Genomic DNA, 15,438 nt, shown 5'->3' with positions numbered 1-15,438 from the left:
AACCTTTTAAACAAGATATACAGATAAACCTATTTTTATTTTTAAATTAGCGGTAAATTTTTTTTATGAAAATCCATATTTCAATATTATGTATTCTTTTTTTCATTCTTGGAAAAGCTCAGAAAACGGAGCAGAAAGATACTTTCGTTAAAGACAATTTCACCAAGAAAGAATTTTATATTCCAATGCGTGATGGAGTGAAGCTTTTCACAGCCGTATATATCCCGAAAGATATATCCAACAAAAGCAAATATCCATTTCTGATGCAGAGAACCTGTTACAGCATTGCTCCTTACGGAGAGAATGAATATAAAACTAAAGTAGGTCCCAATACCTATCTTATGAAAGACAAATATATTTTCGTATATCAGGATGTACGCGGAAGATATATGAGTGAAGGCACTTTTACCAACATGACTCCGCAGGTAGAACGCAAAACCAAAAAAGATGTGGATGAAAGTACAGATACTTATGATACCATCGAATGGCTTTTAAAAAACATCAAAGGTAACAATGGTAAAGTAGGTCAATTCGGAACATCATACCCAGGATTCTATACTGCTGTAGGAACTTTGTCACAGCATCCGGCTTTGGTAGCTTCTTCGCCTCAGGCTCCTATTTCCGATTTCTGGAATGACGACTTCCTTCACAACGGAAGATTTATGCTAGGCTATTTCAGAACATTTCCGGTTTTTGGGGTTCAGAAAACACAGCCAGAAAAACAGGCATGGTATATGGATTCTTTCATCAAACAGACTTCCGAAGACGGTCTGAAGTTCTACAGAGATATGGGAACACTGAAAGATGGATATGAAAAATATTACAAGAATAATTTCTTCATGACAGAAATTATGAATCATACCAACTACGATGAATTCTGGCAGAAAAGAGGCCTTCTTCCTCACTTAAAAAATATCAGCCACGCTGTAATGACAGTTGGCGGATGGTTTGATGCAGAAGATCTTTCCGGGCCATTGAACATTTATAAAACTATTGAAAAGACAAGCCCTAAAGCCAAAAACACAATCGTAATGGGACCTTTCTCCCATGGAGGCTGGTCTCAGGAACAGGGAAAACATTTCCACAGTGAAACGTATTTTGGAGACAGTATTGCTACCTATTACCAGAAAAATATTGAAACAAAATTCTTCAACCATTACCTGAAAGGCAATACCAAAGAAGACGCAGGACTTCCTGAGGCACTGATGTATGACACCGGAGCTAAAGAATGGAAAGAATTTGCCTCTTATCCACCTAAAAATGCTCAGAAAGTGAATTTCTATCTGGCTGATAAAACCTTGAAAAAATCATCAGGACAAGGCTATTCTGAATATTATAGCGATCCTAACAATCCTGTTTTAAGCTCAGATCATTTAAAAGATTTCAATGGTTTCACTCCAAAAAATTATATGTCGGAAGACCAGAGGTTTGCTGTAGGAAGACCTGATGTATTAACTTTTACTACAGATGTTCTGACTGAAGATATTACGTTTGCCGGAGAGATCATGGCCAAACTGAATATTGCATCCACCTCCACAGATGCTGATTTTGCCGTAAAATTAATTGATGTTTATCCTGAAGATTTCAAGCCTGCAGAAAAGAAAGACGGGGTTATCTATGGAAACTACCACCAGATGGTAAGAAGTGAGATCATGCCTGCAAGATTCAGAAATACCAAAGAAAAGGGTGAGGCTTTGGTTCCTAACCAGAAAACAGCTGTTAATTTCAGACTTCAGGATGTGGTTCATACTTTCAAAAAAGGGCACAAAATCCAGATTCAGATCAGCAGTACATGGTTTCCGCTTTTTGCGATCAACCCACAGAAATTTATGGATAATCCGAATTTTGCCAATAAAGAGGATTACACCAAAGCATTTATTAAAGTATATGATGACAGCTCTATTGAAGCTGAAGTTTTAAAATAAATTGAAAAAGCTGTTCGTTTGAACAGCTTTTTTTGTTTTTGAGAGCCTGAAGTTTATTTTAGGTTTTGGCCAAAGCCTGATGATTTTATTCTTTTTTTAAGTGGGCTTTAGCCCACTTTTATTAATGGAGACAGCAAGTTCAATCTTCTAAAATCTACAGAATTAGTTGCGATTGAATGAAATATTATAGAGACTACTGCGGAGTGACAAACGTTGTGGATAAGGTGTCTCAAAAAAGACTATTCTTCAATGGTTCTGAAAGTCAGATTTACTCTTGGTGTCTTCACTTTTGTAGTGGGAGGAAGCCTGTGAAGCCAGTTGTCCTGAGTAGTTCCCTTCATAATTAATAAGCTTCCGTTTTCGAGGAGCACTTCTGCCTTTTCTTTGGTTGTTTTATGTTTGAATAGAAATTTCCTTTCCGCTCCAAAGGTTAGAGAGGCAATAGCCCCGTGTTTCTTCAGATCTGTTTCGCCATCGCTGTGATAAGCCATTCCTTCACTTCCGTCGTGGTATAAATTGAGGAGACAAGAATTGTAGGTTTCTCCCGAAACTTCTTCACACTTCTTTTGTAATTCTAATAATTCAGGACTCCAGAATTTGGCATATTTTGTTCTTTTCGAATAGGTATATTCAAAAGCTTTTTCTCCAAACCAGGCTACTTTCCTTTTGGTTAAAATTAGCTTTCCAAAGATCAATGCTTCATCATTTTCCCATGGAATCTGATTGAGCAGATAATCATAATAAAAAGCAGATTGTTCTGCTGAAAAAACTTTTCCATAATAATGAACAGTACCATCATGTGGAAGTACATTCAGTGGATAATCTGATATTTCTTCGAAGAGACTCAACATAGTTTTAGAATTAAATGCTTTATGCTGTAAAATGTATTTATGTCTTTTGTATTTAAACACAAATGGCACCAATATTTTTCACAAATGACACGAATTTTATATCAATAGGAACGGACTTTAGTCCGTTTATTAAAATAATTCAAGAATTCATTGGCTTTAGCCAAAACTTATCAATTTATTTTATTCAGGAATAAATCTGTGAGCCTTCCCAACCCACAATCAACTGTTTCCTATCACTTCCCCAACGATAGCCACCGAGATGCCCAGTAGACTGAATCACGCGGTGACATGGAATAAGAAATGCTACAGGATTACTTCCAATAGCCGTCCCAACAGCTCTGGAAGCTTTAGGATTTCCAATTTTTTCTGCCAGGCTGCCATAAGTAGACAGTTTTCCCATCGGAATAGTCAATAGACTTTCCCATACTTTCAACTGAAAATCGGTACCTTTCAAGTGTAATTTTATTGTGTTGAGTTTTGTCCAGTCTTTATCGAATATGGACAATGCGTTCTTTTGAAGAGCATCCTGTTTTTCAATAAAAGAAGCATTAGGGAACTTTTGTTTCAGTTCCCCGAATGCTTTTTCTTTATCGTCTTCAAAAGCCATATAGCAGATTCCTTTTTCTGTAGAAGCTACTAAGATATTTCCGAAAGGACTTTCAGAAAAACTGTAATAAATACTGAGGCTTTTTCCTCCGTTTTTATATTCTGCCGGAGACATTCCTTCAATCTTTACAAACAGGTCATGAAGCCTGCTGGTACTGGAAAATCCTGTCTCGTAGGCAGTATCAAACAAACTTGCTTTTTCTTCCTTCAATAAGTTTTTAGCATGTTCAAGACTGATGAACTGTAAAAATTTTTTCGGACTTGTTCCTGCCCAATCAGTAAATATCTTCTGAAAATGAGCCGGACTCAGGTGAATATTCTCTGCCACTTCCTCCAAACTTGGCTGAAGCCTGAAATTGCTCTGGATATATTCTATCGCCTTGGCAATTCTGTTATAATCTATCTGACTTTGTGTGGACATTGTATTATTATTTTACCTCACAAATTTCCAAAGAATCTACGGCAGAAAAAATCCGATTCTTGCGGAATATTAGTTGTTGTTATAAATATCGTAGTAAGCAAGCATTTTGTAATATAACTTCGCAGATAAGAAAGCCGTTGGCTTAGCCATTGGAGAATCCATTAATTCTACAATATCAAATGCTACTACATTACATTTTTCAAATACTTTTCTTAATAATTCCAGCGTTGGATACCATTGTAGTCCACCTGGCTCAGGAGTTCCTGTAGATGGAGCAATAGAAGGATCGAAAGCATCTAAATCAATCGTGATATACACATTTCCTGATACTTTTTCCAATACATCATTGATCCAGTTTTCGTTGTTTGCGATTTCGTGAGCGAAAAATACTCTTCCTTCAGGTAAATATTCAACTTCTTCAACATCCATAGAACGGATTCCCACCTGTACTAAGTTATGCTTCTGATTTGCTTCAAAAACTGCACATGCATGGTTGGAAGTAGAACCGTGGAACTCAGGACGTAAGTCTGTGTGAGCATCAAACTGAAGAACAGTAAGGTTTTCGAACTTCTCTCCTACCGCACGGATAGAACCAATAGAAACAGAGTGTTCACCCCCAAAAAGAGTGAATAATTTACCCTCATTGTTCAAAAGTTCTTTTGTTTTCTGATAAACCGCTTCTGTCATTGCTTCCGGAGTAGAATTTTCAGAAACTTCTCCTGCTAAGTAAACTCCCTGTAGGTAAGGTTCTGTTTGAGTTTCAATATCGTAAAGCTCCATGTTTTCAGAAGCGTTTAAGAATAATTCCGGACCTTTATCAGCTCCTTTACCCCATGTTGAAGTTCCATCATAAGGAACAGTTACCAACATTACTTTCGAATTCTCTAACGTTGCGTTTTCTTCGGGAATTCCTGCGTATGTTCTCATGCTTTATTTAAAAATTTTAATGATTGAAAGATTAAAAGATTTCACAAAGATACAAAATAGTCCTTGAGTTATAAGTGATGAACGGTCTGTTATGAATTTTTAACCTTCATTCTAATTTTTAAATTTTTAAATATTTTAATGTTTAAATTTTAAAAGTTATTTTTGTACAAAACTCATTATATGCCTTTAAAAGCTGTACTTTTTGATATGGATGGTGTAATTGTAGATACGGAACCATTGCATAGAAAAGCTTATTTCAAAACGTTTGATGAATTGGAAATCGCCGTTTCCGAAGAGTTATACACCTCTTTTACCGGAACATCAACGAAAAGAGTCTCTGAAACTTTGATTAATGAATTTAATTTAAATCAAACTTATGAAGACATTGCAGGAATCAAAAGATCTCATTTCAAAGATTATTTTTATAATGATGATGAGTTTGACTTAATTCCGGGAGTAAGAAAACTAATCGAGCATTATCACGAAAATGGAGTCAAGCTGATTCTGGCTTCTTCTGCAACGATGGTAACCATCAATATGGTTTTTGAAAAATTCGGACTCGAGCAATATTTCAGCGGAAAGATCAGCGGTGCGGATTTAAAAGAATCAAAACCTCATCCTGAAGTTTTCTTACTGGCCGCAGAAATGGCAGAAGAACCTGTTGAAAACTGTATGGTGATTGAAGATTCTACCAATGGAATTCTGGCAGCCCACCGGGCAAAAATTTTCTGTGCCGCATACAGAAGTCCACATTCTAAAAATCAGGATTACACGTTGGCAGACACAGTGGTTTCTGATTATGAAGATCTGGAACTGGATAAAATTTCAAAATATTTTTAAATAAAAAAGCTCTCAGAATAGAATCTGAGAGCTTTTGTTTTCTATAAGTTTTGGCTAAAGCCAATTGATTTTTCTATTGATTGTAAATGGGCTAAAGCTCATTTCTATTGATCATAAAATTATTTATAACCAAGAAGTTTCAATACATCTTCCGGTTCCTGTTTTTCACGGAAAATCTCATATTGCAATTCACCGTTTTCATCTTTCTGAATCAGGACGTGTCTTGGCTGAGGCATCAGACAGTGGTGTACTCCACCGTATCCTCCGATCGTTTCCTGATACGCTCCGGTGTGGAAAAATCCGATGTACAAAGGTTTTGTATCACTGAAGACCGGTAAATAAATCGCGTTGGTATGCTGTTCCGAGTTATAATAATCATCTGAATCACAAGTCAGTCCCCCAAGGAATACTCTCTCATACGTATCTTCCCAACGGTTAAGCGGAAGCATGATAAAGTGTCTTGAGATTGCCCATGTATCAGGAAGAGTGGTCATGAAAGAAGAATCAATCATATTCCATTTTTCTCTGTCATTCTGACGTTTCTGAGAGATGATTTTGTAAAGGTTCGCTCCACTTTCTCCTACGGTAAAGCTACCGAATTCAGTGTAGATGTTAGGTTCTTCCACTCCTTCTTCTTCACAGAATTTTTTGATCTGAGAAACAATCTCTTCTACCATATACTGGTAGTCATAATCAAAGTTCAAAGAAGTTTTGATTGGGAAACCACCTCCAATGTTCAGTGAATCTACTTCAGGAGCAATTTTCTTCAAACGGGCATATACACGAAGACATTTGTACAATTCGTTCCAGTAGTAAGAAGTATCTTTAATCCCGGTATTGATGAAGAAGTGAAGCATTTTCAATCTTGCATTCGGGTGTTCTGCGATCTTCTGGCTGTAGTAAGGGATGATATCTTTATATCCGATTCCTAATCTTGAGGTATAGAACTCGAACTTTGGTTCTTCCTCTGATGCGATTCTGATTCCGATATTAAAGGTAGAATCGATGCTTTCTGTAAGTTTATCCAATTCTCTGTAATTATCAAGAATCGGGGTAATATTTTCAAAACCGCTGTTGATCATATCTGAAATATTTGTCAGATAATCATCAGTTTTAAAACCATTACAGATTACTTCAATGTTTTTATCTACTTTTCCCTTTTCGTAAAGAGATTTTACAATATCCATGTCATAAGCAGAAGATGTTTCTATCGAAATATCATTCTTCAAAGCTTCCTCCAATACGAAATTGAAATGACTGGATTTTGTGCAATAGCAGTAGGTATAATTCTTTTTATATTCGGTTTTTTCAAAAGCTTCTTTAAACCAGCTTTTGGCCTTCTGAATATTTTGAGAAATTCTCGGCAGATAGCTAATCTTTAGCGGAGTGCCAAATTGTTCAACTACATCCATCAATGGAACGTCGTGAAACAACAAATTGTTCTCAGATACATTAAATTCCTCTGTAGGGAAATACAATGTCTGATCAATAAGTTCCGAGTACTTTATTTTCATTTCTAAACAAGTGAATTAAGAAATGCAAAATTGCTAAAAAAGTTTCATTTTTAGGTGTTAAAATTATTATAATTTTAAATAAACACCCAATATTAAATCTTATAGAAATTTATCTCTGATAATCAATACGTAAACTTTTGAATATATTCCCTCCTTCTAGCATCTGAAATCCCTAATGCCTGCTGAATATAGGCATCTGGAGAACCATACTTTTTATTGATCTCCCCAAAAGCAGCGTCAAGATATCTTTTTTCAACCCAGCTCAGTTTTTCCAGTACCTGTAAATCCATTTTCGGATAGAGGAAATGTAAAGTATTGGCAAGGCGAAGTCTCTTCTGAACAAGATCTTTTCTATAATTATTAGAGAGAAGATATTCGTTGTAAATAGTCTCTTTATCAAATTTCAGAATTGTAAGAAGTAATGCTGTGATAATTCCCGTCCTGTCTTTTCCCGCTGTACAATGATAAAGAATCGGATCTTTGGATTCCAGAATTTCTGTAATAATTCTTTTTATAGTTTCTGGATTTTCCGTCACATACTCACGGTAAAAATCTATCATTCTTTTATCGGCATCGGAAGCATTCACTTTACCTTTAAGAACCAGTTTTTTGGCCTGAGCCAACTGATCTCCTTCATCTTCAAACGCTGAATATTTTTTGTATACGGTTTCTGCCGGTAACTGATCCGGTTTCTGAGCAATTTCTTTTGAATTTCTAAGGTCAATAATTTCTTTGATCCCCAGTTTTTCAATATCATCAAAAGATTTCTTTTTAAGCTTATAAAGATGGGCACTTCGGTATAGTTTTCCTTCTTTTAATGTTCTTCCTTCCCTGTTTTTGATATTTCCTACCGTCCGGAAATTGGTAACTTTTTTAAGATGAATCACTTTTTCAGTTTCATTTTTTCCATATTCGGGTGTTTCAAAATGCTGGGTCTTACATGAGACTATGCAGCATAATGAAATGGTGAACACTGATATTTTGATTAATTTATTCAATGGTTTTTAATAAGTTTTGGCTAAAGCCAATGGATGTATTTATTTTTATTAAACGGGCTGAAGCCCGTTTCTATTGATGCAAAAATTAGTGCCATTTGTGAAAAACATTGGTGTAATTTGTGTTTAATGACAGTCTTTTTTTAAATGGGTAAGGCCCGTTTCTATTGATATATAATTAGATCCTTTTAATAGATGGTAGGATATTCTATCTCCTTAATTCCTACAAAAAATAAAACATCTCCTGATTCATATTCTATGGAAATCTCATCTTCAACAGCGAAATTCCGGGTTCCTATTCTTGAAGTAATGCTTAAGTTTTCTTTAGTCAAAGGCCAGTTGAGACCTTTTGTCGTTATATTATTCACTGATGGAAATGGATAAAGCGAAATCATTCTATTTTTTAATCCTTTCAGCTTAAAATGATTGGGAATAAAATAGTATTCTGAAAACTCATCATAAAATTTTATTTTCATCTGATCTTTGAATGCATACGCAACGGTAAGGTTTCCCAAAAAATGATCCTGCTCACCTCCGCTTCCGCCAAAAACATCAGTTTCTGAAAAGCCTTTTTCCTGAATAATTTCCAGCGCCTTATGAAAATCTGTTTTTTCCTGATCTAAGGTAAGGATAAATTTTCCTTCATACATATCTTCATCTGATCCGGAGTGTGAATCAAAATCACCGGATATAAAATCCAGTTTATCCAAAGGAAATCCCATTTTTTTCAAATAATGAAAAGCACCGTCTGTACAGGCAATCAAACCATAATTTTCCGGATTGGGTAATGATTTTGGAGCATCTCCGTTGATGAAAAGTAATGCTTTATCTCTCATTCGGGTTCCAGTATTCTTCTGGTTCGTTGTTCAGTTTTGAAATATATCTTGCCAACACAAAAAGATAATCTGAAAGCCTGTTTAAATATTTAATCAATTCGGGACGTACTTCTTCTGATTCATTCAGAAATACCAATGAACGTTCTGCTCTTCTGCAGATCGTTCTTGCTGCATGTAAAAAAGTTGCTGATTTTCCTCCACCTGGCAGGATAAAGTACTGAAGAGGTTCCAGCTTTTCATCGAAGGCATCCATCCATTGTTCCAGCTCTTCAATTTCAGTTTCTGAAATAATAATCGGAAGGCGTGATTTTCCGTTGGCAAGCATCAGCTTATCCACCGGTGTTGCAGCTTCTGAACCTACCGTAAACAAATCAAACTGTATTTTCTTCAGCTGTCTCAAAACTTCTTCATCTTCAATATGACTTTTTGAAATCCCAATGAATGAATTCAATTCGTCTATATTTCCGTAGCTGTCTACTCTTGCGCTGGCTTTGGAAACCCTTGTTCCGCCATACAATGCAGTCTGGCCTTTATCTCCTGTCTTTGTATAAATTTTCATAGTACTAAAATACTTTTTTTTGTACAATGTAAAAAGTAAAATGTAGGAATAGCTTCGTATTCTATCTGAAAAAATAAAACTGACATTAGGAATTTAATGTCAGTTTATATTTGCACCTAGTGCTTCGTCTTTGTTAAGCACAACAACGTCAATCCAATTCCTTTTATGTATAGATTAAAAAGTATAATTGACATTGAGCTGAAAAATAGTTCCGTTAAATCCAAACTGGTTAACCTCCCAAGGATATTTGAACCTTCCTCCTAGATCTGTTACCACATCTCCTTTGCTGTCTATTACATCCGGGTAAATATTAAACAAATTATTTACAACTCCGGAAACTTTAAGATCATTGGTGATTTTATAGGTTAAAACGATGTCTGTAATTACCTTACCAGAGAATGTCTGATCTTTGGCAGGATCAGTAGCGTGCTGCCATGTAACCGAACCAAAATACGTATTATTAAGGTTAAAATTAAACTTTGAAATGTCATACGAAAGACTAAGAATAGTTTTTGTTTTTGGTCTTGCAGAGATAATTCTGGATTGTTCTTTTCTATCAAAAAAGTTTTCTGAGTAACCATTTTGAGCCAAAATAGGTGGAACAGCAATATTATCTACTATCTTAGTTTCGTTATAATTGAAAGCAGCAATAATTCCCAATCTTCCTTTTCCAATAGCGGAAGTATAATAATTAGCTACAAAATCTACCCCTTCCGTCACTGTATTCACAGCATTGGTGAAAAACTTCAGAGAGGTTATTTTGTTATTGTTTAATATTACTTCTACAGGGTTTGTTAGGTCCGGACTTCCCGGAGCACCGGTTTTGTACCCAATATCTCCTGAGAAAAGTACACGGTCTTTAATTTTTATTCTGTAATAATCTGCTGTAATAGTCAGGTTTTTAAAAGGCTTTACGGCAAATCCTCCCGTAATATTAAAAGCTTTTTCAGCATTTAATTTGGGTACCCCAAGGTCAGATCTTATAATTTGAGAGTCGTTATTAAAAGTACCCTGATTAGCTACCGTATTTCCTGTAATTTTAGTTTGAACATTGGAATAATAAATCTGGTGTAATGAAGGGGCACGGAATCCTGTAGAAACAGATCCACGGAAAACCAATTTATCATCCAGTACTTTATACCTTGCATTTCCTTTCCATGAAACATTATTCCCGAAATCACTGAAATTTTCATACCTCACCGTTCCGCCAAGTAACAGGTTTTTCGTAACGTCCCATTCCGCATTTATGTAAGCTCCGATATTCTGACGATTTTTGTTAATTTCATTTTGAGGCTGCAGTCCCGGAAATGATTCTGCTCCACTTCCTATATAAGACGCTTCCTCTCCTGCCCTTGCCTGATAATTTTCATTGCGCACTTCAGCTCCTGCTCCTAAAACAAGCGCACCAAAATCCCTGCTGATATCTATGTTTCCTATAATATTACTGAACTGATGCCCACCTGCTTTAAAATAGGTTGGGGAATTTGCACCTAAAGACGTATTAATGGTATTTCCTACTGCATAATCTACTGCATTAGAACCAAAGGTTGCACTTCCATCAAAACTCCATTTTCCAAACATACCTTTCCATCCGGAGGTTAAATTATAATCATAAACATCTGTTTTAAATTCCGGTTGAAATCCATTGTAAGCCTGTCCTTTTGGAGTTAATAAACCAAAATCTGAAGTTACCCAATAAGGAGTTCTGTACAAAGCAAAACTGGTCCCACTTCTGTAGGTTGTACCCCCAAAAGCATAAAATTTGCCTGTTTCACCTGTTGGCAACTCAAAATTGACAAACATATTGGCCACTTTGGTCTCCGGCTGTCCTATAATCATTCCTAAACCGGGATTAGCTTGCGTCCAGGCATTATCCACCCCAAAAAGTTCATCTTTTGTAACAGAACCTGCGCGGTTCGTTTTATTTTGAGAGGAAAATCCGAAGGTAAGATTCAGACTTCCGGTTTTTGCTACTCTGATTCCCGTATTAAAATCTGCTCCGATATTAAAACCGTCTCCTTTTGAAGTAATACCTGAAAAAAGGTTAACGGTGCTTTTCCCCACACTGTTCTTAAGAATAATATTAATGACTCCTGCAATAGCATCAGAACCGTACTGTGCAGATGCTCCATCTCTCAATACCTCTACGTTTTGCAAGGCTGCTGAAGGAATACTTTTCAGATCTGTACCTACTTCACCTTTTCCCGGGGTATCATTTACATAAATTAAAGCACTTTGATTTTTTCTTTTACCATTTACCAAAACCAAAGTTCTGGAAGGCCCTAATCCTCTTAAATCTGCAGGATCAAAGTGAGCTGTTGCATCAGAAACAGTCTGTTGTGATGAGTTGAAAGATGGAACGGCATAGGTTAAAGCTTTATCAAAAGTTACCTGCCCTGTTGATTTTAATTGTACGGCAGAAATATTGTCAATAGGGATTGCTGAGGTAATAATGGTTCTGGGCTTTGTTCTACCCGTGGTAACCACCACTTCATCTATTTTATTTTGTTTTATGCTGTCCTGAGCATATCCCATAGCACCAGCTCCGCTTAATACTAATGCATAGATTTTTCCATTAAATAAATTATTCTTCATGTCAATTGTTAATTATTCAATAAATCTAATAAAAAAATAAACATTAAACACAAAAACAAAACATACAATAACAATTTGACTCCATATTTGCGAAAATCATACCATTTCACAAAAACGACAATTACTTTACAAAACATAAAGTGATTCGTTAATAACATGAAAAAAAATAAATCAATAACATCATATTTGTGTAAAAAAATTAATTAGTTGCCATCAGAAATAAACATGACTTTATTCGTTCTGATAAGTAGTTTTTAACAGATTGAGATTGCTTTGCTGATGACTTGCAATGAATGGGAATAAAAAATGGCCGGGAGAAACCGGCCATATCCAAATTATTTATTTACCTCTACGTATTGTATGATGGTCTGATTTTTTGGGTTGTAGATAATAGTACTACTCTTGGGAAATCTTTTCAGTTTATAATACTGAATGTTTTTATCTGATTTAATATCCTCCAGAATACTGGTGTCAATTGTATTGTCAGGAAGAAATTTCGATAGGAAATTTATTTTATCAATGATATTCTGCCCATCAATCTTTCGGGCAGTTTTATCAGATTTACTTTCATCAGAAGTAGGCTGGCTTTCTAAAAACGGAAGCAATACTGCAATATCAGTTTTATACTTAAAAATATATCCTTCAGGTCTTCCGGGAATATTGATTTTCTTTCCTTTTTCTTCTGAAACAATGGAAGCACCGGTACCAGGAAAAACGGAATTGAACTTAACATCTTCAGAATTGGTTAAAGAATTAATAGATTCATTCACAGTTTTCTTTACCGTTTCTTCTACAACCTGTTGTGTTTTTTGCTGTACAGTTTCAGTTGTTTTCTGAACAGTCTGATCTATTTTTTCCTCTATCTTATTGCATGATACTAATAAAAAAGCAGTGATAACAGGCAAAATATACTTCTTCATAATTCTAATAATGGCGATTTTTTTTATTAATACACTTTTCTTTTAACGCAAAAGTAGGGATCAATATTTTAAGAAAGAAAAAATATTTTTTTATTATCAAAAATCCTACTGACAAACTGTTGTCATTACCCTCTCTTACCTTTGTATCAACAACAAACAAAACAAATACATTATGACAACTACAGCAACAGCCACTAAACAATTCATGACTTCTGAACAACTATTAGAAGACTGGCAGGGACACAGAAATCTTACAAGAAGAGTGATTGAATCTTTTCCTGAAAAAGAGCTATTTGAATTTTCTGTAGGCGGAATGAGACCATTTGCAAAACTGGCAGTAGAACTCATCAGCATTGGCGGGCCTGCTTTAAAAGGAATTGTGGAAGGAAATATAGAAGCTTACAGTGAAGAAGCTTTTAATCCAACAACTAAGGAAGAAATTTTGAAAAAATGGGATGAAGAAACAGAAGTGATCAACCATTATTTCAATCAGATTTCTGAAGAGCGTTTCCAGGAGACCTTTAATTTATTCGGACAATATGAATTTCCGGTATATCAGAACATTCTTTATTTTGTAGATAATGAAGTTCATCACCGTGGACAAGGTTATGTTTATCTGAGAGCTTTAGGTATTGAACCTCCTTTCTTCTGGGAGAGATTTTAATAAAAACGAAAAGGTAAAATTGTAGAAAGATTAAACAAAACTTATATCTTTTTTTGCGACACAATCAATTGGCTTTTTGCAATTTTGCCTTCACTCAAACCATTTCATTTATTTGCCTCAATTAAGTCTTTAAACCTCAACAGCTGCCTTGTTGGGGTTTATTATTGATGTCTTTCAACCATTTTTACAAGCAGTTCATTCAAACGGATACGAAGACTTTCCGGTTCCAGAACTGTGGCATAGTCTGCAAAAGTGATGAGCCAGCGGGGAAATCCGTCACTGATCCATTCTGTTTCAAAAGTAAGCTCCATGCCTTGTTCGGTTTCTACTTCTTCTATCAATCCGTAGTATTTTTTAGAATTTACTAGGTGATTCATTATCTTTTTGTCAACCAGAAGTTTGGCTTTAACCTTATTTCCATTTGACTTTTTACGATAATCATTCACCTGTCCATATTCCTGCAGGAAAGGATTCTGCGTTTTTGAGATTTCGAGAATTCTGTCAATACGAAACTGTCTAAAATCTTTTCTCAAGGTACAATACGCCATGATGTACCAGATATTAAATTCGAAAAACATCCCAACTGTTTCAATTGTTCTGTTATTCACTCTTCCATCTACCGTCTTATATCTGATATTGAGCTGGGTTTTCTCTGCGATACTTTCCAGGATAATAGGAATTACATTTTTAAGAGAATCTCCGGAATCTGTATGAAAGCTGAAAACATCAATCTGTTTTTCAATATTTTTAATCAGATTTTTATCCGAATATTTCAGCACTGAACGCACTTTTTCCATTGCTGCCTGATAATGATTTCCTAAGCTTTGGTGAGAAAATTTCTGCATCAGTTTCTCAGCGGTAATGAAACTTAAAACCTCTTCTTTGGTAAACATAATGGGGGGAAGCTTATAACCATCCATTAAAGAATAACCATTTCCCGCTTCTCCAACAATAGGAATCCCTGCATTTTCCAGGGTTTTTACATCACGATAAATGGTTCTGATGCTTACATCGAATTTTTCAGCCAGATCCTGTGCCCTCACAACAGGTTTCGACTGTAATTGGGTAAGGATAGCCGTTACCCTATCGAGTTTTTTTAGATAGTGATCGTTCATGATGTAACAAAGCTAAAATTCTTTTTTGAGAAATGAGAAGCCTTTTTTTATTAATTTTATTTTTCACCAAACCGTCGCTTTTTTATGCTTCATACTCATTTTGTTCAGTCTATTGAAAAAGTTTTAAAACCGGAACAGGCAGTCATAGATGAACTTGTTTCTCATCTGGAAACCAAAACTTACAGAAAAGGGGATTTTCTCTTAAAAGCTGATGAAACCTGCAGATATTTTTATTTTATCGAAAAAGGATTAGTAAAGCTTTTTTTTGATAATGGAGATAAAGATTTCATCATGACCTTTTTCGCTGAAAATGCTTTTTTCGCAGAACTGAGTGGCTTTCTTACGGGGCAGCCGTCAAAATATATGATCGTTGCTCTGGAACCGACTGAAGTTCTTCGTGTACACAAAGATGTGATTGAAGGATTATGTAAAAAATACCATACTGCAGAAACACTTTTCAGTAAACTCTATTCCAAAGCTCCTGTAAATATGATGGGAAGAATCAGTGAGATGCTTGAAGACGATGGAAAAAAACGCTATCACAATTTCCTGAAACAAAGACCTGATCTTATCCAACGCATCAGTCTTGGAGATATGGCAGATTATATTGGCATCACCCAAGTTTCTCTAAGCAGAATCAGAGCACAGAAATTATGAGAAGAAGGGATGC

General features: G+C 35.5%; 14 protein-coding genes. 4 read left to right on the top strand and 10 right to left on the bottom strand.

Annotated elements, in window-relative coordinates; all coding sequences use genetic code 11:
* Positions 1-65 precede the first annotated feature (65 nt).
* Positions 66-1,925 carry a CocE/NonD family hydrolase gene (locus tag REB14_RS09685; protein ID WP_309522056.1) on the top strand — a complete coding sequence of 620 codons (1,860 nt, stop codon included), beginning with the start codon at positions 66-68 and terminating at the stop codon, positions 1,923-1,925.
* A gap of 239 nt (positions 1,926-2,164) precedes the next feature.
* Here REB14_RS09685 and REB14_RS09680 read toward each other — a convergent pair whose 3' ends face one another.
* The 3 genes from REB14_RS09680 to speB all read right to left on the bottom strand — a co-directional run bounded on the left by REB14_RS09680 (position 2,165) and on the right by speB (position 4,730).
* Positions 2,165-2,773 (bottom strand): alpha-ketoglutarate-dependent dioxygenase AlkB family protein, encoded by a 609-nt coding sequence (locus REB14_RS09680; protein WP_425248763.1) that lies wholly within the window; start codon positions 2,771-2,773, stop codon positions 2,165-2,167.
* Positions 2,774-2,960: 187 nt separating this feature from the next.
* The gene (locus tag REB14_RS09675) at positions 2,961-3,803 is read right to left on the bottom strand and encodes a bifunctional helix-turn-helix domain-containing protein/methylated-DNA--[protein]-cysteine S-methyltransferase (RefSeq protein WP_079242884.1); all 843 of its coding nucleotides are present in this window, start codon (positions 3,801-3,803) and stop codon (positions 2,961-2,963) included.
* A 69-nt stretch (positions 3,804-3,872) separates the two neighbouring features.
* Positions 3,873-4,730 (bottom strand): agmatinase, encoded by an 858-nt coding sequence (speB, locus tag REB14_RS09670; protein WP_079242885.1) that lies wholly within the window; start codon positions 4,728-4,730, stop codon positions 3,873-3,875.
* A 180-nt stretch (positions 4,731-4,910) separates the two neighbouring features.
* On the opposite strand from speB, the gene REB14_RS09665 reads away from it, so the two are divergent.
* The gene (locus REB14_RS09665; protein ID WP_309522054.1) at positions 4,911-5,570 is read left to right on the top strand and encodes an HAD family hydrolase; all 660 of its coding nucleotides are present in this window, start codon (positions 4,911-4,913) and stop codon (positions 5,568-5,570) included.
* A 119-nt stretch (positions 5,571-5,689) separates the two neighbouring features.
* Here the strand turns inward: REB14_RS09665 and REB14_RS09660 are convergent, their stop codons facing one another.
* The 6 genes from REB14_RS09660 to REB14_RS09635 all read right to left on the bottom strand — a co-directional run bounded on the left by REB14_RS09660 (position 5,690) and on the right by REB14_RS09635 (position 12,989).
* Positions 5,690-7,084, bottom strand: coding sequence for a type III PLP-dependent enzyme domain-containing protein (locus REB14_RS09660; RefSeq protein ID WP_309522053.1), 1,395 nt, complete (start codon positions 7,082-7,084; stop codon positions 5,690-5,692).
* Between the two features lie 122 nt (positions 7,085-7,206).
* Positions 7,207-8,082 carry a tyrosine-protein phosphatase gene (locus REB14_RS09655; RefSeq protein WP_309522052.1) on the bottom strand — a complete coding sequence of 292 codons (876 nt, stop codon included), beginning with the start codon at positions 8,080-8,082 and terminating at the stop codon, positions 7,207-7,209.
* A gap of 185 nt (positions 8,083-8,267) precedes the next feature.
* Entirely contained in the window at positions 8,268-8,915 is a 648-nt protein-coding gene (locus REB14_RS09650; RefSeq protein ID WP_079242889.1) for a thiamine diphosphokinase, read from the bottom strand.
* Entirely contained in the window at positions 8,905-9,474 is a 570-nt protein-coding gene (locus tag REB14_RS09645) for a cob(I)yrinic acid a,c-diamide adenosyltransferase (protein ID WP_079242890.1), read from the bottom strand. The genes REB14_RS09650 and REB14_RS09645 overlap by 11 nt, the downstream gene beginning before the upstream one ends.
* Before the next feature lie 174 nt (positions 9,475-9,648).
* A complete protein-coding gene (locus REB14_RS09640; RefSeq protein WP_079242891.1) occupies positions 9,649-12,069 on the bottom strand; it encodes a TonB-dependent receptor plug domain-containing protein in 2,421 nt (806 codons plus the stop codon).
* 335 nt (positions 12,070-12,404) lie between these two features.
* Positions 12,405-12,989, bottom strand: a complete 585-nt coding sequence (locus tag REB14_RS09635) for a hypothetical protein (RefSeq protein ID WP_079242892.1) — start codon at positions 12,987-12,989, stop codon at positions 12,405-12,407.
* Between the two features lie 172 nt (positions 12,990-13,161).
* Between REB14_RS09635 and REB14_RS09630 the strand changes: the two genes are divergently transcribed.
* On the top strand, positions 13,162-13,653 hold the full coding sequence (locus REB14_RS09630; protein WP_079242893.1) for a DinB family protein: 492 nt from the start codon (positions 13,162-13,164) through the stop codon (positions 13,651-13,653).
* A gap of 161 nt (positions 13,654-13,814) precedes the next feature.
* On the opposite strand, the gene REB14_RS09625 is transcribed toward REB14_RS09630, so the two are convergent.
* Positions 13,815-14,768 (bottom strand): helix-turn-helix transcriptional regulator, encoded by a 954-nt coding sequence (locus tag REB14_RS09625; protein ID WP_079242894.1) that lies wholly within the window; start codon positions 14,766-14,768, stop codon positions 13,815-13,817.
* Between the two features lie 84 nt (positions 14,769-14,852).
* Between REB14_RS09625 and REB14_RS09620 the strand changes: the two genes are divergently transcribed.
* A complete protein-coding gene (locus REB14_RS09620; RefSeq protein ID WP_079242895.1) occupies positions 14,853-15,425 on the top strand; it encodes a Crp/Fnr family transcriptional regulator in 573 nt (190 codons plus the stop codon).
* Positions 15,426-15,438 lie beyond the last annotated feature (13 nt).

This window comes from Chryseobacterium metallicongregator (genome assembly GCF_031324065.1).
Lineage (GTDB): Bacteria > Bacteroidota > Bacteroidia > Flavobacteriales > Weeksellaceae > Chryseobacterium > Chryseobacterium metallicongregator.
Note: the sequence above shows the minus strand (reverse complement) of the source record. Positions and strands in the feature narration are given on the sequence as shown.

What these genes read in the sequence shown, in the direction of transcription:
- REB14_RS09685 (WP_309522056.1), top strand. Translation starts at nt 66, where the DNA reads ATGAAAATCCATATTTCAATATTATGTATTCTTTTTTTCATTCTTGGA.
- REB14_RS09675 (WP_079242884.1), bottom strand. Translation starts at nt 3,803, where the DNA reads ATGTCCACACAAAGTCAGATAGATTATAACAGAATTGCCAAGGCGATA.
- speB (WP_079242885.1), bottom strand. Translation starts at nt 4,730, where the DNA reads ATGAGAACATACGCAGGAATTCCCGAAGAAAACGCAACGTTAGAGAAT.
- REB14_RS09665 (WP_309522054.1), top strand. Translation starts at nt 4,911, where the DNA reads ATGCCTTTAAAAGCTGTACTTTTTGATATGGATGGTGTAATTGTAGAT.
- REB14_RS09660 (WP_309522053.1), bottom strand. Translation starts at nt 7,084, where the DNA reads ATGAAAATAAAGTACTCGGAACTTATTGATCAGACATTGTATTTCCCT.
- REB14_RS09650 (WP_079242889.1), bottom strand. Translation starts at nt 8,915, where the DNA reads ATGAGAGATAAAGCATTACTTTTCATCAACGGAGATGCTCCAAAATCA.
- REB14_RS09645 (WP_079242890.1), bottom strand. Translation starts at nt 9,474, where the DNA reads ATGAAAATTTATACAAAGACAGGAGATAAAGGCCAGACTGCATTGTAT.
- REB14_RS09640 (WP_079242891.1), bottom strand. Translation starts at nt 12,069, where the DNA reads ATGAAGAATAATTTATTTAATGGAAAAATCTATGCATTAGTATTAAGC.
- REB14_RS09635 (WP_079242892.1), bottom strand. Translation starts at nt 12,989, where the DNA reads ATGAAGAAGTATATTTTGCCTGTTATCACTGCTTTTTTATTAGTATCA.
- REB14_RS09630 (WP_079242893.1), top strand. Translation starts at nt 13,162, where the DNA reads ATGACAACTACAGCAACAGCCACTAAACAATTCATGACTTCTGAACAA.
- REB14_RS09625 (WP_079242894.1), bottom strand. Translation starts at nt 14,768, where the DNA reads ATGAACGATCACTATCTAAAAAAACTCGATAGGGTAACGGCTATCCTT.
- REB14_RS09620 (WP_079242895.1), top strand. Translation starts at nt 14,853, where the DNA reads ATGCTTCATACTCATTTTGTTCAGTCTATTGAAAAAGTTTTAAAACCG.